The organism is Paenibacillus diazotrophicus (assembly GCF_042610465.1).
Genome location: NZ_JBGJZN010000004.1, coordinates 354642 through 372600, shown reverse-complemented (window position 1 = coordinate 372600; position 17959 = coordinate 354642). Strand labels below are relative to the sequence as shown.

Here is a 17959-nt window from a genome sequence, read left to right as displayed (position 1 = left end):
TTGTTCCTACCAGGGCCAGGGATTGCCGTCCTGATCAAGAAAAGCCGGTTCCATGCCCATATGCGCCTTATGCTCCTGCACAATTCCCATGATTTTGCGGGCAGATTCTTCAGGGGTAACAGGAGCGGCCTTATTCTTGTCACAGTTCATACAGGACTGGAGCCAGCCTGGATGGAAGACCATCACCTGACCGCCCATGACCCGCAAATGATTGTGCAGCAGAGAAGACTGCATATTAAGCGCCGCCTTGGACATACAATAACCGTACATATTAATCCGCTGATTACGGCCAATGCTGCCAGCTTCGGAGGAGATGTTCACAATCAGTTTGTGCTTGCCCTGCAGCAGGAGCCCCATCAGCGAATTGCTGACCCTAAGAGCGCCAAGCGTATTCACATTATAAATGCGTGCCATCGCGGTGTCATTCATGTCTACCAGCATGGTGGCATCATCCGCACGATCAATAATTCCAGCATTGTTAATAATCATATCCAGATGCCCTGTGCATCCTGCAATGGTTCGTGCTGCACGCTTTACACTGTCACTGCTGCCGACATCCATCGGAACCAGAATTAACTGCCCCTTGTACTTAACTGCGAGTGCTTCCAGTGCTTCCGACTCCTCCATGTACCTCCCTGCAAACACCTTATAGTGATTCTCCAGCAGCCAGCGCACAAGGAAAAACCCGAGTCCCCGGTCAGCACCGGTAACACAAGCGACCTTTTTCATGGAATGGGTCACTCCCTTTTATTTGACATCAGTATACAGAAATCGCCAATTCCCTTCCACCTTAGCATGACAATTGTCATTTTACAACGTCCTCTGTTGGACTATCGGGCTATTCAGGGCCTGCTGATTCTTCTTTTTGATTTAATTTTGAACTATGTTACAATCAGGAATATCATTGCTAGCAACCGAATTGTTAGCAAAATAAACTGCCAGGAGCGTGACCTAAATGTCTATACAACAAATCCACAGTCTTGATGAATTGCATGAATACATTGCCCAGCCCGGTAAAAAACTGCTCTTCAAGCACAGCACCACCTGCCCGATCAGCGCCAAGGCGAATGAAGAATTCCAGGCTTATGTCCAGAGCTCCGGCACTACCGCTGCTGTGGTTCATGTGATTGAAGACCGCCCGGTCTCCAACCAGATTGCCGAAGACTTCGGGATCAAGCATGAGTCTCCGCAAATCTTCCTGCTGGAAGATGGTGAGGTCCGCTGGAACACCTCCCACTGGAAAATCACCCGCGATGCCCTCAAGGAAGCTGTGAGCCAATGAGCCAGCCTGTGATCATTTATTCTACAGCCAACTGCAGTGACTGCAATCAGGTGAAGCAGCTGATGAAGGAGCAGGACATTCCTTTTGAAGTACGGGATGTAATGACCAGTACCGTTTATCAGGAAGAGGTTGAGAAGCTGGGCTTCATGGGCGTTCCTGTTACTGTATCTGGAGCACATGTCGTCAAAGGATTCAATCTGCCCGAGCTGAACAAGCTTATTGCAGCAGCCAAATAGATCAGATTCATTGGGCTAATTAGAGCAGCAAGATATCCGGGAGGAGTAGTCTCCCGGATATCTTTTTGTCTGGTGCATGAATGAATACGCATTCATATCAGCGATTCCAATCCTTATTATCCCCCAAATATAAAAACTGGCGTGCGAATGAGATAATGAGCCGATAAGTGGCAAGATATATGGTTTTACCTGTTTATTTCCTTTGAACTTTCCGATTTCAATGTGAAATTGACGGAACCACTCCCTTTTTCCTTTTTACAAAGATATTCCTGAAAGAGTATGATTCGTTTTGAACTTATTCATGGAAACCAATCAACGCTGAATTCCCGTCATACGGGAAACGGGGGAACCACCAGGCCAAAAGCCTACATGGGGTGAATCCAAAGGAGACTGCAGAGATGCGGCCTCACAAGGCAGGGCGACTCTCACCGCCCGAATCCGACAGCTAACCCCGTAAGCGTATAGAGAGAGAACTTGATCCGCCACGCTTTTGCGCCAGGTTTATTTGAACCTGTACGGAAGCCGCAGCAGAGGTCCTCCTCTGCTGCGGCTTTTTTGCGCAACATATTTGGGGAACGGGGCTTCGCCGGGGGAGCGGCTGGAAGCTGGGCGAACTGGTGTATCTAATCCGAGGAGGAAACTGGAATGGAATCGCGCACGGCGGCTTCCGCATCCGAATTTGCGGAATATGTTGAAAAGTACAGCGAAAATATCCTTACGCTCTGCAGTCTGCTGCTGGGACAGGGTTCTGAAGCGGAGACGGCTGCCGTGAAGAGCTTCACGGAGCTGTATGTGCCTTATCTGCGAAAAGGCTGCTGCCCGCAGAGCTTCTCCATTCTGGCCTACCGCGCATGCATTCGGCATTGCTCCCGGATTGCACAAGACCGCAAAGCCTGCCTTGCAGCTTGCCTGCCCTGGGAGGATCAGGTTGTGCATGCGCTACGGTATGGCATGCGGCTCCCCTTGACGGAGATCAGCGAGATCCTCATGAAGAGCCTGCCTGAGCTTAAGGCGCAGCTCCGGCAAATGCGTGAACTGCTGGCGGCACATGAAGCTACACTGCCCACATCAAATTTATCTGCCGGATAAGATCGAATAGCATGCAGCATAGTGAATAGATATCATTCAAAAAAGCCGCGGCAACCTGCCGCGGCTTCTGATTCGTTCTTATTCTTTTTTGCCCTTTTTGCTTCTTTTGTCTTTTGCACCATTGCCGCCCTTGGCAAATCTCAGGAATGCCATGCAGCATCCTAATAATCCTAAACCAAGCAATAACGTCTGCAGCGCACCCAGCCAGGTTGAGCCTTCTGAATGAATTAGACTACTGATGATAATCAGCAGAATCGAAGCCGCAACCAGTAAGGGCGTTTGTCTTTTTTTCATCAACATTACCACTCCTTACTTACTAAGGTACACTATACAGCATGATTTCGCCAGATGAACGGATAACGGATGTCTGGCTTATTTCGCGTCTTTAAAGCCCTTGTTCTTAGCAAACGTCCAGATGGACAGCAGCATTATAGCTATCCCAGCTCCCGCCATTACTCCCTGTACAAAATCGCGCAGATTCGATCCGTCGGAAGAAATCAGCAAACTTCCGGAATTGAGCAGCATACCTGCAAACATCAATAACGCGAATGATTGTTTCTTTTTGTCCATCCTGAACTCTCCTCACACAGTTAGTGGGTTCCACTCAAATCTTGTAAGCCTTCATCGCTTTTCTGATCTCCTTGATGCTTGGGCGTTTGCCGTACATCAGAACGCCTGTGCGGTAGATCTTGGCGGCGAGCCAGCCCAGTCCGAAGGTGGTCACGAGCAAGATGATGAGTGATACGGCAATCTCCCAGAACGCTACTTCCCCTATACCGATGCGCAGCAGCATGCTGAGCGGTGAGGTGATGGGCACAAAGCTCGCCACTTTGATAAGCATAGTATTAGGAGCTGAGATGCTAAACAACGGAATGTAGAAGGCCAAAAAGGTACACATCATTACCGGCATAACGGCCTGGCCCAGATCCTCCGTGCGGCTCACAATGGAGCCTACAGCAGCATACATCAGTGCATACAGGAAGAATCCAAGAATATACAGGATAAAACCGTATACCAGGATGCCATAATTCAATTGTCCAAGATCCAGGTCAAAATCAGTCAATATGCTGGCGTTATGCGGAAGCATCAGATTGATGGCAATACTTGCCGAGATAATGGCAATCTGCATCAGGCCGACCAGGAAGATCCCGATCACCTTGCCGAACATTTGCGTGAGCGGCGAAGCGCTGGTAATCAGAATTTCCATGATGCGGGAGCTTTTCTCTGAGGTTACTTCTGCCGAAATCATATTTCCAGTCATGGTAATCGACATAAAGAAGAGGATCAGCAGCACATAGACGATAACATAATTGATAGCTGGCTTCGATTTATCTGCTGCCGCCCCACCGTCTGTTCCATCCGTACTAAGCTGCTGGGTGCCGATGGACACCGGCGCGAACATCGCCGCTACCTGTTCCTGAGTCAGCTTATCACCGGCGATCAGCTGTGTATTGATCTGCTGCAGTGCACTCTGAAGGTAAGTCTGCACATCTCCATCCAGTTCCCCGTCCTTGCTGTGATAGGTGACTGGAGGCACGCCTTCCCCGCCTTTGGCATCAAAGGTAAGGTAGCCTTCGATGGTATTGTCATCAAGTCCCTTCTTCAGGGCAGCATCATCCGCCGAGGTAAAGGCCGTGAAAGCCACGGTGTCCTTATCTTTATCTTTATCTGCATCCGCATCCGGATTCACAGGCGGCGCATATGCCAGCAAGAGCTCAGCGGCACGGTTCCCCTGTTCAGCCACAACACCGATCTGTGTGTTCTTGGCCCCATCATCCCCTTGGAATACCTTGATGAGATATGGCACGTTCATACCGATGCTGAGCAAGAGCACCAGAATCAATGTAGTAATCATGAAGGATTTGGTTCTGACTTTGTTCTTAAACGTAAAGCTGATAATTGTCCCCATCTTATTCATGAGATTCACCCACCGCTCTGATAAAGATTTGGTTCAAGGTTGGTTCCTTGATTTCAAAATGCTCAATTTCACTTACTGCCATCGCATGCTGGAGAATACGCTGTGCTGCACCAATATCGCCGATGGAGAGCACATAACCCCGCTCCTGCTTCTGCACTGCGTTAACCCCAGGAATCTCATCCAGTCCGTTCACTTCTCCCACCGTCCGCAGGACAACCTCTTCGCGCGGGTACCCCTTCTTAATCTCACGAATGTCACCTTGCACTACTGTATTGGAGCGGTCAAGAATCGTGATATTTCGGCACAGCTCCTCAACATGCTCCATCCGGTGGGTGGAGAACAGAATGCTCGTACCTTGGTCACGCAATTCTTTTACGGTATCCTTAAGCAGCTCTACATTGACAGGGTCCAGACCGCTGAAGGCTTCGTCAAGGACGAGAATTTGCGGTTTGTGGACTACTGCGGCGATAAAGCCCATTTTTTGCTGATTGCCCTTGGAGAGCTCTTCAATCTTCTTATTGTAATAATCCGGAACCTCGAAACGGTCCAGCCAGAAGCGGAGGCTCTTATCCGCATCACTGGCCGACATACCGCGCAGCCGGGCCAGATAGATAATCTGATCACTCACTTTGACCTTCGGGTAGAGTCCGCGTTCCTCCGGGAGGTATCCCATCAGATGCTGCAGCTCATCACTGAACGTTTTACCGTTGTAGAGGATCTTTCCATCATCGGGGTAGATGAGTCCAAGCACCATGCGCATCGTCGTTGTTTTGCCGGCACCGTTGGCACCAAGCAGTCCATAAATTTCGCCTTGCTCTACCTTCAGGCTGATTCCGTTTACTGCGGTCTTCTCTCCATACTGCTTCACTACCTGTTCCAGCATCAAAGCTTCCATTCTTCTATTCTCCTCTCTCCTGGTCAATCAGAACGGGGCGATGCCCCTGTGTCCATAAGCCTAAGATCTCATCCAGCTCAAGCATCCGGCTCTTGATAACCTTTACGCCCAAATCCTGGATGCGTTTCTCATTTTGCTGTACTTGCGGGGTAATAAGTGATGCTACACCCGGTGTCTGCATTTCAAAGTGCAGTGCTCCCGGCAGCTCCTGCGCAAGCTCAGCCAGTTCCTCTTCAGTCTCCACCTGAACCCAAATTTCGCTCCAGGAGCCGAACAAGCTGTCCTTTTCAGCCATTCCGAGCAGGCTGCCTTGATGCATCAGCACAATATAATCCGCAAGCCGCCGCACTTCTTCCACAATATGAGTAGAGATCACAACGGTAGCACCGGTAACGTCCATGTACTTGCGCAGCGTCTCGATCATGACCTTCCAGGCGAAAGGGTCCAGCCCCGAAGAGGGCTCATCCAGCAGCAGCAACTGCGGGCGGGGTGCCAGTGCAGCGGCAATTTCGAACTTGCGGCGCTCTCCCTTGGACATCTTACCCAGCTTTGCACCCAGCGGTACTTCTAACTTCGCCAGCAGCTCCTCGAAATACTCCTGGTCCCAATCCGGATACCAGTGGCGGCGGAATTCAGCAGCCTCTCCGGCAGTCCAATATCTCTCTTCCACCTCCGTGGTTTCGGGCACGTAGGCCATGCGCTGGCGAAGTGCAAGCGGCAGGCCGTCCGCGTAAGGTTGCTCGAACCAGCGAATCTCCCCCTCATCGGGGAATGTCAGCTGCAGAAGCATTTGCAGCAGGGTGCTTTTGCCGGATCCATTCTGGCCCACCAGTGCGGTAATATAACCTTGCGGGAGATTCAGATCAAGCGGTCCAATCGTCTTGCCCTTCCGTCGCTTCTTGCTTACATTACGAAGCTCTATGGCCTGCTGTAGCATTGAACAACCCCACCTTTCAATCCTGTGATCCATATTTATGCTTCACAATTTCTCTGAACAGTTCCATTAGCTCCGCTTCAGAGCATTGCACCGACAGGCCGACATCCACAGCACTTTCCAGCGACTTACGGATAGCCTCCTTCTTGTATCCCTCCATCGCCCCTTCACCCACATGGGAGACAAAGGTACCTGTGCCCTGCCTGGTCCGCAGCAGACCCTCGTTCTCCAGATCCTGGTAGACACGGCGAACGGTGATTACACTGCATTTCAGATCACCGGCAAATTCCCGGATCGAAGGAAGAAGTGTACCCTCGGTGATGACTCCGCTGATAATCAGTGATTTGAGCTGGGTTTCGATCTGGTGGTACAACGGCTCCGCGCTATTCTCATTAATTTGTATCGGTATCCACATGATTCACACCCGCTTTCCACACTCCGGCCACCCGGAGATCCTCCTTGTGCTTCAGTCCCTTCATACGAGATCACGGCTCTTTAGCCGGTATAAGGTCCATTTGGAAAATAGCTGAACAGATACAGTTCCCAGCAGCAAAGTCGCCCACATCAGCGGGGAGGCAAAACCCCAATCCTCTGCAGATTGTAAGGTGTAGAGGAACAGGTTCCCTCCGAATTCCCCGATCAGGAGAGCCACACCCATGGATAGCAACGTAATGAGCATGAGTAGAAAGAAATAGATTTTACCGCTAACCAGCAATTCAATAAAAATGTACAGTCCCGACATCAAAAGCGCGAACCCCGTCCAAATGAGTGCAAAGGTGAGATAAGCGGTTATAGTCAGCTCGCTTCGAATCTGGCTGCTAGTGGCATAAATGAGACCGAAGAAGAGCATACCGTTCAGTGACAACGAGAACACAGCATGCAGCTTCCTCTTACACAGAATCACAGCAGCCGGGACCGGGAGACTCCGCATATAAGCGAGCATCCGGGTATACGAGTCCTCACTGAAATACTTCATCGTACGGCGGGAGAAGGTGAAGCCAAGCGTTGGAGTGATTGTCAGCAGCAGGATATCAGCCACCACCTTCCCATCTCCCGAATTCAGTACATCATCCAGAATCATTCCGCCAAATACGGACATATAGCCCATAAATACAATGGAGAAGACCAGAGTCCACAGCAGCTTTAGCTTATCAGCCCGGAAATCCCCCCGGACAATAACTAAGGCATCTTTTATCGTTGTCATCTCTTCAACCTCACTTTATGGTCTATAACGTGGTGTGCATCACTCATCATTTGAGTGTGCTTATTGTGTGCTTACTGTGTATATCTATATACACAGTATATGCCCTCTATTTTCCAGTGTCAACCCAAAATTATCCTTTCTTTTTTCTCCGCAGAGACTGTGTATAGCAAAAAAAGGCCTGTGCCCTGCACCCTTACGAAGGATGCAGCGGCACAGGCCGATATCTTGTTTCAATTAAAACCCCAAATCGCTTCCCAGACAGGTCTCGTATGTCCGCCCGGATAAAATATGTACAGCAGCACATATACCGCTACTCCTGTAATGGCTGTAATGAACCAGATCACCGCGGTCACTCTGCCCCATTTCCGGTGCTTGGCATATTGAGCCTTGAAGCCCAGAGTAAGCGTGGTAATCCCAAATACAGCCGCCACCGTTGCGAGCACAATATGAAAAATCAGAAAAACGTGATACAAAAGCGACAGACTATCCGGACCGCCCCACGAAGTATTGCCTACAAATACCGTTCTTGACATATATACGATGAAAAACAGCGTTGCTGCGACAGCGGCGGCAATCATCGTCTTCTTGTGCGCTTCGCGTCTTCCTTTAATAATTAGTCTCCAGCCAATCGCTACCAGCACCGCACTGATTACGATGAATGATGTGCTGATCGTCGGAAACACTGTGAAAATATCCATGATTATCCTCCTCGGCGCTCTACCTGCTATACCCGGGTCAAAACACGCTCCTCCAGCTCGGAAGAAGGGGCGGAGAGTTCCGCATCGTCTTGCCCGTTCTCTTTTTTATACCAATGATAGAACACATAAGCAAGCATCGAGGCAAAAATAAATTCCTGGATGAACTTCATAGCGATCCCGCCCACCTGCTGATCTACCTTGGGTGAGAGCCAGCCGAAGAAGGCCGGACCGCCAAAAGTCTGCAGCAGTGCCGCAGGACTTCCAGACACACAGTACCCCATCGCCCGCGCCCAGGTCTGCGGATCACTGTAAGTGGCATATAGCGGTGCTCCCGCAAAAATAATCAGTCCGCAAGCCGGGGTCAGCAGCACCATGTTCAGAAAAATAAACCCGATCTGCCCCAGTCCGTTCAGGCCCCGCAGCTCCGGCAGCGGATTGATCAGGTTCCACCACATGAGTGCAGAAGTCAGGAACAGTACCGCATAGTAAATCCGATGCACAGCAAAATGCAGCATAACATAGTCATGGATTACAGGAATATGATAGAGCGAGAACAGGCCGTTGAACAACAGTGCCGACACCACGGGCTGAGCCAAAAAGGATAGACGCCGCAGCGGGAATGGTAATGCCTTAAGCAGAGCCCGCCAGGCCCAGTCTGGAATGCCCAGCATGATCAGCGGTACCGCCACCAGATAGGACAAGGCCATGCTCACCATGTGAAAAGAGAACAAAATATGCCCCAGCAGACTGAGCGGCCCCCCCTGAGCCAGATACAGCGCAAGCATACCGATGACGAATGAGCTCCGCCGCCATAGCGGAACTGTGGATGAACCCGGAAAGCGCACGGCAAGGGGACCTATCCCTACAAAGTAGCCCGCCGACAGAAGCAGCATGACCGCAAAAAATAGCGGACTCCACAGTTCCGCAAAGCTGAAAAAGGATAATCCCGGCATGTCTCAGCCTCCTCGTACAGGATTTTTGTTATTCAGCAACGCCCGCTCTCCTTATAGCAAAAAAAGGCGGCAGCGCCGCCCTGTTCCGTTAATCCCACCATACCCAGTACAGCGCCATCACGATGCAGGTTCCGGCAATAAAAAAGCCGCCCAGCATGAATATAATCGGCAGCAGATGCCCTTTATCCTTGAGATGCATCCAGAAGCCCATCTGCAGAATAACCTGAAATACGGCCATCACCAGCAGCAGGATCACGGCAAATGTGGCATTGATCCCCCCGGCGGCTACAGCCGCAAAGGCGATTAGCGTCAGGACCACAGAGAGGATAAATACTACGATATGCCGCTGCGGCCCTTCCTGCCGGTGACGGTGCTTCACCGCACCATCCGAAGTCGAATGCTGTTCTGTCGTCATGCTTACCCCACCTTTCCGAGCAGGTATACGACGGTAAAGATAAACACCCACACAACATCTATGAAATGCCAGTACATGGCGGACACATAGATTTTGGGTGCGGTTACGACCGTAAGCCCCTTGCGCGCCAGCTGTCCAATCAGTACAGAAATCCAGAGGATACCAAAAGCCACGTGGGCACCATGGAAGCCAACCAATGTATAAAATGCGGAGCTGAAGGCGCTCGTCGTCATGCCGAACTCCTCATGCCTTATATATGCGCTGAATTCGTAGATTTCCAGTACCAGAAAGCATAGTCCCAGAAGCACGGTAACCAGCAGCCAATTGCGCAGCAGCGCCGGTTTATTGCTGTGCATGGCCTGGATGGCAAACACACTGGTCAGACTGCTCACCAGCAGAAGGAAGGTTGCAGCCGCGACCAGCGGCAGGTGGAACAGTTCATTCGCCGAAGGGCCGTCATTGGTCTGATTGCGCAGCGCCAGGAATGTGGCAAATAATGTGCCGAACAGTACGGACTCTCCGCCCAGGAACAGCCAGAAGGCCAGCACCTTGTTACGTCCTTCCAACGTTGCTTTTTCAGGTTCGTGCGGAAGTGTCCCTGCCGCTGATTCAGCATGTGCTGTTGTCATATGTGCTCACCTTCCTTCCAGCTCTTCAGGCTCGATATGCCAGCCGTGATCATCATAGAGGGACCGCACCAGCATCGACCCGAAGGTAATTAGCAGCCCTAAGCCCGTAACCAGATAATTATTGAATATAAAGCTCATGAATGCATTCCCGAAGTCATCACGGCTGAACATGAAGCCAAATCCGGCAATAAAGATGCCGACCGACATCAGGAACGGCAGGATCGTCGCCGATGGCATATGAATCGGACCGACTGGTTCGGCAGGTGTCATCGCTGTATGTCCAGAGGTTTTTTCCTTCCAGAAGGCATCCAGACCGCGTACCAGCGGTGTTTGCTTGAAATTGTATTCCGGCGGCGGCGAGGAAATCGTCCATTCCAGCGTGCGGCCGTCTTCCCATGGATCGTCCGGCGCATCCGCCGGTCTTCGGGAAGTAAGGAAGATATTCGTGAGGAAAATAAGCATTCCCACACCCATCAGTCCCGCACCGATTGTACTGATTAGATTCAGCAGGTCAAACTGCTGGTTCGGCAGATAGGTGAATACACGCCGCTGCATCCCCATAAGTCCCAAGAAATGCTGTACAAAGAAGGTAAGATGGAAGCCGATAATGAAGGTCCAGAAGGTCCATTTACCCAAGGTTTCACTCAGCATCCGTCCGAACATCTTCGGCCACCAATAGTGTAGTCCCGCGAACAATCCGGATACCAGACCTCCGACAATAACATAATGGAAATGTGCAACGACAAAATACGTATCATGGAACTGGAAATCTGCAGGCGCAGAGGCCAGCATAACCCCGGTTACGCCGCCCATCGTAAAGGTTGGAATAAAGCCGACAGCGAACAGATTAGGACTCGTAAAACGAACCTGACCACCCCATATGGTGAATAGCCAGTTGAAGATTTTGATCCCGGTCGGCACGGCAATCAGCATCGTTGATACCGAGAACAGCGCGTTCGCTACCGGGCCAAGGCCTGTTGTGAACATGTGATGCGCCCAGACCATGAAGCCCAGGAAGGCGATCAGAATTGTAGCGAAAACCATGGAGCTGTAACCGAACAGCCGCTTGCGCGCAAAGGTCGGAATAACCTCCGAAATAATCCCGAAGGCAGGAAGAATCAGAATATACACTTCAGGATGACCGAAGATCCAGAAGATATGCTGCCAGAGTACCGGGTTGCCGCCAGCCGAGGTCTCGAAGAAATTGGCACCGAGAATCCGGTCGAACGTCAGCAGCACCAGCCCTACTGTAATAGCGGGAAATGCAAACAGGATAATCGCTGAGGTGATGAAGCTGGCCCAGACGAACATCGGCATCCGCATGAAGGACATGCCCGGTGCGCGCATTGTAATGATGGTAGCCAGAAAGTTAATACCCCCGATCAGTGTTCCAAGACCGGCAATCTGCAGCCCGATGGTGTAAAAATCAACGCCATGCGTTCCACTGTACTGAATAGTGGATAACGGGGTATACGCGGTCCAGCCTGCATCAGGCGCCCCACCCATGATCCAGCTCAGGTTAAGCAGGACGCCGCCGAACAGGAAGGTCCAGAAGCCGAGTGAATTCAAAAAGGGAAAGGCTACATCGCGGGCACCGATCTGCAGCGGAATCACTGCATTCATCAGTGCGAAAATCACAGGCATGACGCCCAGGAAGATCATGGTTGTGCCATGCATGGTAATCAGTTCATTGAAGGTCTGGGCATCCAGAAAGGTATTCATCGGCTTGATGAGCTGGATACGGATCAGAATGGCCTCAAGTCCGCCGATTCCAAAAAATAAGCCTCCGGCCCACAGGTACAGAATCGCTATTTTTTTATGATCGACGGTAGTAATCCAGTCCATCAGTCCAGTATGACGCTTCACGCTGTGGCCATGTCTCAAAGGTGGTGATGGATTCAGGGACTGCGCTGCTTGAGCCAAGGTTCGTACCCCCTTTTCAGATATGCTGCTTCGATTGCAGGTTGTAAGCTCTAGTCCAGCGTATAGCCGGCCAAATACTCCGCAATTCCGTCTATCTCTTCATCGCTCAGGCCCATATCCTTCTTGGGGTCAGGCATCCTGTTGCCCGGCTTAACACCCTTGGTATCATGCAGCCAGGTCTTGAGATTCTCCAGCACCGGTGCGCCGTCCACACCTGTATCGTCATTCAGCAATATCCCGGCCACTGATTCGCGGGAACCAATCCCGGTCAGGTTCGGGGCACTCGACAGGTCCGGCATATCCCCTACTGCATGGCAGGTTAGACACTGGGACTTGAACGTCTTCGCAAGGGCAGGATCTTCCGGCAGCACCGATGGAGCTTTCATGGAATTGACCCATTCCTTAAACGCCGCTTCGCTGACCGATTTCACCTTGAACTCCATGAATCCATGGGAAGGACCGCACAGCTCCGCACACTTGCCCCGGTAAACGCCTTCATTTGGAGCACTGAAGCTGAAGCGGTTCGTCGATCCGTCAGGGTTAGTGTCCATTTTGCCGGCGAGTGAGGGTACCCAGAAGGAATGCAGCACATCCTTCGTGCTGAGTTCAAAAGCGATATCCTTCCCGGAAGGAATCACCAGATCCTGCGCTGTGGTTACACCGTAATCGGTATACTCGAATTCCCACCAGTACTGGTGTCCTGTCACCTTAACATGTATCGCATTTTTGTCGTCCGAATGATCATTCCCGGCGGCAAACACCGCTTTCACCGTAGGGACGGCCAGCACAACTACGAGAATCAGTGGAATGACTGTCCAGAGCACTTCGAGCTTGAAGTTGCCTTCCACCTGCTCGGGCATTTCCCTCTGTTCCGGTTTACGGCGGAAACGGATCAGTACGTAGGCCGCTATAGAGAAGACGATCAGCAGCACAACGATCATGATGGTGATCGACAGCTTCATCAGATCGAACGAGCTTTCCGCCGCCGGTCCCTGCGGACGAAGCACCGACAGGTCCTCCCGCCCACATCCGGCAAGAATGAGTCCAAGCGCTGCGGTCATGGGGAGAAGCCGCTTTCCAGCCTGCCACGTTTTCATCATTGATCTACCCCGCTTTTCCCGAATTCGTAGTTTAGAGTATTATCCTGTCAATTATAACAATCACTATTAATATAAGTTTGAAGGATTGTTTTGTCAATCGTTCACAACAAATTCACATATTCAATAAATCATCGGGAAGTGTTGTCCTTATTGATTTTAAAAGCGCTTTCACAAATTGATATATATCTGATATAATAAATAAAGCGCATTCATATCTAATTGTGTCTATTAATTCATTTGACTATTTTAGAAGAATTGTGACGCTACCTGTAATTGGACATACAAAAAAAACCGATTCCTGCGGCAGCAAGCCGCCCGGGCACGGTTTATGAGAATCCTCATGGATGTATTGCTTAATTCGATGTCTTTCGAGTAGCAGCAAGCTTAGAACCACTGTCCGAAGTTCAAGAGACGGATGAGTTCATTCTCACCAGTTCATGCTCCACGACCATAGTCAGCTCTTCTTCATAGCCTCCCGTAATCCGATACTTCCGGACGTACTCCTTCACAAATTTCTTGGGATCTTTGGGCCGGAAAATTCGTGTCATTTCCCGCAGACTTTCCTTAACTTCGTTATGACCTTTACTTGCCATGATCAGTTCCCTCCCAAAACATTGAAAATGAATGCTCCGATAGTAGAGAATGCATGATGAAAAGTTCGCCGTAACCTTGAATGCAAGTTCAGAAACCATACACATACGTGGCTTGCATTATCCGCCAATACCATCATTCCAAAATAGGAACTCCGTCTTGCCGGTGAAGCAGGTTCGTCGTGATTTGGGCTGAGAATAAGGATTGCCCAACAAAAGGGACCCCTTAGACACTTTAGTTACCCGAAGAGCCACTTGCTGAATCACTCCTTTCGGGCCTTATCGTTATATTGTATCATATTCCAGTCCAAGTTCCACCTTTCCATGTAAAATGTACAAATGGATTTTTTTTATTAATTTTACCTTCCCATGCAGAATGGGGGGGGTAGATTATTGGACTAAATCATGATTCTCAGGCATTGACTGGTATGCACAGGCGTTTAGCTATATTAGTTATATCGGTGTTAACCGGCAATCCTCTTAGCTATTCCAGGCTGGCATCTACATACTTTGTACGAACCCCTCATAAGCTTGTAAGGAAGCAGGAATAGGGCAATTGCCTTATTCCACCAAGCCTGAGGAGAGTGAACTCTTGTCCCCTATCAAATCCTCCACCGGATTACCGGATCATATCGCTGCTGCCCTCTGTTACTTTTGTCCATTCCTTGGCGGGATTATTTTTCTCGCTCTTGAAAAACGCAGCCGCTACGTGCTGTTCCATGCGTTGCAGTCGCTGTTCGCCTTCGGTGCACTGATGATTGCCCATGTGCTATGCGGGTTTATTCCGCTGCTGGGTTCCTTCCTCGCCGCCCTTATCTCCCTATGCTCGTTCGCGGTATGGCTGCTGATGATCTACCACGCACTGGGTGGAAGATGGTACCGGCTTCCCTGGGTTGGGGTTATTGCAGAAAATCAGCTTCGCCAGCTATAAGCGGCGTCCCAGGCTGCTTGCCTTAACGCCAGCGTGTCTTTGCTGATCTCCGCTAAAAAGATTCCCTTTTGCTCCACTCCTCCCTACAATGGAATCAGGACATACAGGAATCTGCAGGCTGGAGGAACATTCATGTATTTATTCATTATAAATCCCCGCTCCGGAGGAGGGGCAGGACGACGGACCTGGCATGCCGTGGAGGCTATGCTTCAGGCTCGCGGAACCGCTTACGAAGCACTGTTCACGCAAAGCGCGGACAGTGCGGAATCCCAGGTTCTGCACGCGCTCGTGCACCGCGAGGACTGGCGCGCCGCTATCGTGATCGGCGGCGACGGCACGATTCACAGCGTGCTGGGCGCACTGCGGCGCAGAGGTGTGGCACTGGCGGTGATCCCCGCCGGCTCCGGCAACGACACGGCCAGGGGCTTCGGCATCCCGCTGACCCCAGAGGCCGCGCTGGACGCCGCGCTGCAGGACCGCTGCCTGACAGCGGACCTACTGTCAGGCGAGGACGGCCTGACGCTGACCGCCATGGCCAGCGGGTTTGACGCCCAGGTGGCCGTCAATGTGAACCGCAGCCGCTACAAGCGGCTGTGCAACGCCATCGGAGCCGGCCAACTGGCTTATCTCATCGGCATTGTGCATACGCTGATGACCTTCAAGCCCTGCCGCGTCAGCGTGACCTGCGACGGTAAAGAGCAGGCCTTCGAGACAGCGTGGCTTGTCTCGATCTGCAACCTGCCCAGCTACGGCGGCGGGCTCCTGATCTGCCCGCAGGCGAAGGCCGATGACGGCCTGCTCGACGTCTGCGTCGTACACGGGATCAGCCGCGGGCAATTGCTGCGGCTGTTCCCGACGGTCACGAAGGGCAAGCATACTGCGCTGCCCTACGTGACCATGCTGCGCGGACGCAGCGTAGCCGTCCGCTTTGACGAGCCTCGCGAGGCTATCGGCGACGGCGAGGGTCTGGGCACGGCGCCGCTCGCCGTGCGCTGTGAGCCGGGCGCGCTGCGCGTGCTCTCGCCGCTGGCCGCAGCGCAGGCCGCCGATGGCGAAGCTAGCTCCTGCACCGCGAGCGGCTAAGCGGTTACGGCTGTGCGGCGCTTTCCAGCCGCACCCGTCAAACGGATAGCGCTACGAACCGCGGGTGCTCCGTAGCATTGCAGCTTCTATGCTTAACAAACAAAACGAACCCTATTCCACGGTAAAGTGGCGATAGGGTTCGTTTTGGTTTGTTGCTATTCATGCAGTATTGGTATGGTTTGATCATCACCAAATCCCTCAGTCCGAGAGCTCCGCATCCTCTTCCACAAAAGTGATGACACCATCATCCAGCGAAGCAATGCGCACAAGCGATTCCACGCGGTAGCCGGCTTCCTTAAGCAGCCGGTTGCCGGGCTGAAATGCTTTTTCGATCACGATGCCGATTCCGGCCACGGTTCCGCCTGCCTGCTCAACGATCCGGGCCAGCCCGAAGGCAGCCTCACCATTGGCCAGAAAATCATCTACGATGAGTACCCGCTCACCTGGAGCGATGAATTTTTTGGAAACCGTGATTTCATTACTTTCTTTTTTCGTAAACGAATATACTTTTTCCACGAATATATCTTCAGTCAGGGTCAGGGACTTCTGCTTGCGGGCAAAAATCAGCGGAACTTCAAGCTCCAGTGCAGTCATAATGCCAGGCGCAATCCCGGAGGATTCGATGGTCAGCACCTTCGTCACCTCTTCCCCTGCGAAAAGGCGGGTAAACTCGCGGCCAACCTCCCGCATCAGAAACGGGTCCATCTGGTGATTCAGAAAAGAATCCACCTTGAGCACACCCTGTCCGAGAACAATTCCTTCACTGATAACCTTTTGCCTCAACAACTTCATCTGTGCTCCTCCTTCTCTCATCCCTTGGACCCGCATTCTTATGACTTACAGCCCCGTAGGCTTCTGCGGCAGCAGGTTCCCAACAATCGACTTCAGATCATGATCCTCTTTGCTGTCCGTCTGTCCATTATCAAAGCTGGTGATACGGATCTCCGAGTAGGTTTCTCCGGGATTTACAGGCTTGAAGATCAGCTTCTCACGGTCATCCAGCCGCACATCAAATTTCATGTCCTTGAACATGTCTACCAGCTCTTTCTCTCCGGGGATCTGTCCCTCGTCCAGAAATAGAAGGCCTCGCAGCGACTTGGGACCTTCCGCATGATTTACCTCAAAATGAACGATACACTCCATGCTTTTCACCTCCCTAAGCTAATATCTCCGCAGGGTCTGCTAATCGGAATCATCCTCCGACCGTATTTCCCCCGCTACCTGCTCTGCAGGCAAATCCATTTCTTCTTCACCATCCTGGTCATGCAGTACATATTTACCGAAAATGCGGCTGTAACGTTCACCATAACGTCTGGTCAGTTCCGTCCCCATATCTTCTTCCAGTTCAAATAGCACCATTTCCTGTGTAAAGTGGTTCAGCAGAAGCTCCACCAGCACCGGATGCTCTGTGACCACCGCTTGCGCGGACCCATCCTCATAGCGCATGCCCAGCATGCACCAGCCCCTGTCGATCACAAAAGAAAACTTGCGTCCTCCGCTTCCCGGCAGCTTCCCGCCAAGCGGGGGCCAGGCCGGATAGGGAGCAGGAACCGAATTACCGCCGTCAAAAGCCCACAGCAGCTTCACTCCGCGCAGTTCCGCCTGCTCAAGCTCCTTGCGCAGCAGCGAAGCCTCCTCGCGCCATACATCGACTACGATCTCCTGCCGGGCGAGATTCAGCTGGCGGATCAGGGCTCCCATCACATTGCGGTCTCCCTCGACATTGTAAAAGGACGGGCTTACCGGCCCGCCGCGGGGCATTTCACTTTCCATATAAGCCAGCGATGCCTGTACCCGGCCGGAAATCATTGTCGCCAGCTCCTCTGGGTCCAGTACGCTGTAGCGTGCCGGTTCCCCTTCACCGCATCTTACATATCCTTGCTGAGTCAGGCGCTGCAGCGCCGCATATACGTTGGATCTGGATACTCCGAGTTGTTTGGCGACTTCGTAACCCGAAGCCTGGCCTTTGGTGGCCAGCTCGATCATGATCTTGGACTCCATCTCCGTGAAACCCAAATTGCGCAGATGCAGCAGCAACTGTTCCATCTATGTTGTCCCCCTAAGCTGTCTGTGACTCCT

At 51.8% G+C, this 17959-nt stretch carries 23 protein-coding genes and 1 riboswitch; of the genes, 5 read left to right on the top strand and 18 right to left on the bottom strand.

The window, feature by feature from the left end:
* Nucleotides 1–6: 6 nt before the first annotated feature.
* Nucleotides 7–729, bottom strand: a complete 723-nt coding sequence (locus ACAN54_RS18550) for an SDR family NAD(P)-dependent oxidoreductase (RefSeq protein WP_379158461.1) — start codon at nucleotides 727–729, stop codon at nucleotides 7–9.
* A gap of 226 nt (nucleotides 730–955) precedes the next feature.
* Between ACAN54_RS18550 and ytxJ the strand changes: the two genes are divergently transcribed.
* The 3 genes from ytxJ to ACAN54_RS18535 all read left to right on the top strand — a co-directional run bounded on the left by ytxJ (nucleotide 956) and on the right by ACAN54_RS18535 (nucleotide 2607).
* Nucleotides 956–1282: a bacillithiol system redox-active protein YtxJ gene (gene ytxJ / locus ACAN54_RS18545; RefSeq protein ID WP_379158459.1), complete on the top strand. Its 327-nt coding sequence runs from the start codon at nucleotides 956–958 to the stop codon at nucleotides 1280–1282.
* Nucleotides 1279–1518, top strand: a complete 240-nt coding sequence (locus tag ACAN54_RS18540; protein ID WP_379158456.1) for a glutaredoxin family protein — start codon at nucleotides 1279–1281, stop codon at nucleotides 1516–1518. Before ytxJ ends, ACAN54_RS18540 begins: the two co-directional genes overlap by 4 nt.
* A gap of 306 nt (nucleotides 1519–1824) precedes the next feature.
* A riboswitch (cyclic di-AMP (ydaO/yuaA leader) is annotated at nucleotides 1825–1994 on the top strand.
* A gap of 169 nt (nucleotides 1995–2163) precedes the next feature.
* Nucleotides 2164–2607: a hypothetical protein gene (locus ACAN54_RS18535; protein WP_379158453.1), complete on the top strand. Its 444-nt coding sequence runs from the start codon at nucleotides 2164–2166 to the stop codon at nucleotides 2605–2607.
* Nucleotides 2608–2685: 78 nt separating this feature from the next.
* On the opposite strand, the gene ACAN54_RS18530 is transcribed toward ACAN54_RS18535, so the two are convergent.
* From ACAN54_RS18530 to ACAN54_RS18465, 14 genes are all read right to left on the bottom strand, one after another.
* Entirely contained in the window at nucleotides 2686–2901 is a 216-nt protein-coding gene (locus ACAN54_RS18530) for a hypothetical protein (protein ID WP_379158450.1), read from the bottom strand.
* Nucleotides 2902–2979: 78 nt separating this feature from the next.
* Nucleotides 2980–3177: a hypothetical protein gene (locus ACAN54_RS18525; RefSeq protein WP_379158447.1), complete on the bottom strand. Its 198-nt coding sequence runs from the start codon at nucleotides 3175–3177 to the stop codon at nucleotides 2980–2982.
* Between the two features lie 34 nt (nucleotides 3178–3211).
* Nucleotides 3212–4525: an ABC transporter permease gene (locus ACAN54_RS18520; RefSeq protein ID WP_379158444.1), complete on the bottom strand. Its 1314-nt coding sequence runs from the start codon at nucleotides 4523–4525 to the stop codon at nucleotides 3212–3214.
* Nucleotides 4518–5420, bottom strand: coding sequence for an ABC transporter ATP-binding protein (locus ACAN54_RS18515; RefSeq protein ID WP_379158441.1), 903 nt, complete (start codon nucleotides 5418–5420; stop codon nucleotides 4518–4520). The genes ACAN54_RS18520 and ACAN54_RS18515 overlap by 8 nt, the downstream gene beginning before the upstream one ends.
* Before the next feature lie 4 nt (nucleotides 5421–5424).
* Complete coding sequence (locus tag ACAN54_RS18510) at nucleotides 5425–6357, bottom strand: ATP-binding cassette domain-containing protein (RefSeq protein WP_379158438.1); 933 nt, start codon at nucleotides 6355–6357, stop codon at nucleotides 5425–5427.
* A gap of 16 nt (nucleotides 6358–6373) precedes the next feature.
* On the bottom strand, nucleotides 6374–6769 hold the full coding sequence (locus ACAN54_RS18505; protein WP_379158435.1) for a GntR family transcriptional regulator: 396 nt from the start codon (nucleotides 6767–6769) through the stop codon (nucleotides 6374–6376).
* Between the two features lie 60 nt (nucleotides 6770–6829).
* Nucleotides 6830–7558 (bottom strand): hypothetical protein, encoded by a 729-nt coding sequence (locus ACAN54_RS18500; protein ID WP_379158432.1) that lies wholly within the window; start codon nucleotides 7556–7558, stop codon nucleotides 6830–6832.
* Between the two features lie 230 nt (nucleotides 7559–7788).
* Nucleotides 7789–8256 (bottom strand): DUF420 domain-containing protein, encoded by a 468-nt coding sequence (locus tag ACAN54_RS18495; protein ID WP_379158429.1) that lies wholly within the window; start codon nucleotides 8254–8256, stop codon nucleotides 7789–7791.
* 26 nt (nucleotides 8257–8282) lie between these two features.
* Nucleotides 8283–9209: a cytochrome c oxidase assembly factor CtaG gene (gene ctaG / locus ACAN54_RS18490; protein WP_379158426.1), complete on the bottom strand. Its 927-nt coding sequence runs from the start codon at nucleotides 9207–9209 to the stop codon at nucleotides 8283–8285.
* A gap of 88 nt (nucleotides 9210–9297) precedes the next feature.
* Nucleotides 9298–9624, bottom strand: coding sequence for a cytochrome C oxidase subunit IV family protein (locus ACAN54_RS18485; RefSeq protein ID WP_379158423.1), 327 nt, complete (start codon nucleotides 9622–9624; stop codon nucleotides 9298–9300).
* Between the two features lie 2 nt (nucleotides 9625–9626).
* A complete protein-coding gene (locus ACAN54_RS18480) occupies nucleotides 9627–10253 on the bottom strand; it encodes a cytochrome (ubi)quinol oxidase subunit III (protein WP_379158420.1) in 627 nt (208 codons plus the stop codon).
* A gap of 6 nt (nucleotides 10254–10259) precedes the next feature.
* On the bottom strand, nucleotides 10260–12098 hold the full coding sequence (ctaD, locus tag ACAN54_RS18475; protein ID WP_379158763.1) for a cytochrome c oxidase subunit I: 1839 nt from the start codon (nucleotides 12096–12098) through the stop codon (nucleotides 10260–10262).
* Nucleotides 12099–12226: 128 nt separating this feature from the next.
* On the bottom strand, nucleotides 12227–13276 hold the full coding sequence (coxB, locus tag ACAN54_RS18470) for a cytochrome c oxidase subunit II (protein WP_379158417.1): 1050 nt from the start codon (nucleotides 13274–13276) through the stop codon (nucleotides 12227–12229).
* Nucleotides 13277–13680: 404 nt separating this feature from the next.
* A complete protein-coding gene (locus ACAN54_RS18465; protein ID WP_019913840.1) occupies nucleotides 13681–13869 on the bottom strand; it encodes a hypothetical protein in 189 nt (62 codons plus the stop codon).
* Nucleotides 13870–14458: 589 nt separating this feature from the next.
* Between ACAN54_RS18465 and ACAN54_RS18460 the strand changes: the two genes are divergently transcribed.
* Together ACAN54_RS18460 and ACAN54_RS18455 are read left to right on the top strand one after the other, a co-directional pair.
* A complete protein-coding gene (locus tag ACAN54_RS18460; RefSeq protein ID WP_379158414.1) occupies nucleotides 14459–14797 on the top strand; it encodes a DUF4870 domain-containing protein in 339 nt (112 codons plus the stop codon).
* 132 nt (nucleotides 14798–14929) lie between these two features.
* Nucleotides 14930–15880 (top strand): diacylglycerol/lipid kinase family protein, encoded by a 951-nt coding sequence (locus ACAN54_RS18455; protein ID WP_379158411.1) that lies wholly within the window; start codon nucleotides 14930–14932, stop codon nucleotides 15878–15880.
* A 198-nt stretch (nucleotides 15881–16078) separates the two neighbouring features.
* On the opposite strand, the gene ACAN54_RS18450 is transcribed toward ACAN54_RS18455, so the two are convergent.
* The 3 genes from ACAN54_RS18450 to ACAN54_RS18440 are packed head-to-tail and all read right to left on the bottom strand — an operon-like array spanning nucleotide 16079 to nucleotide 17926.
* Nucleotides 16079–16672: a xanthine phosphoribosyltransferase gene (locus ACAN54_RS18450; RefSeq protein ID WP_379158408.1), complete on the bottom strand. Its 594-nt coding sequence runs from the start codon at nucleotides 16670–16672 to the stop codon at nucleotides 16079–16081.
* 45 nt (nucleotides 16673–16717) lie between these two features.
* Complete coding sequence (locus ACAN54_RS18445; RefSeq protein ID WP_379158405.1) at nucleotides 16718–17023, bottom strand: hypothetical protein; 306 nt, start codon at nucleotides 17021–17023, stop codon at nucleotides 16718–16720.
* A gap of 39 nt (nucleotides 17024–17062) precedes the next feature.
* Nucleotides 17063–17926, bottom strand: a complete 864-nt coding sequence (locus ACAN54_RS18440) for a TrmB family transcriptional regulator (protein ID WP_379158402.1) — start codon at nucleotides 17924–17926, stop codon at nucleotides 17063–17065.
* Nucleotides 17927–17959: the final 33 nt, after the last annotated feature.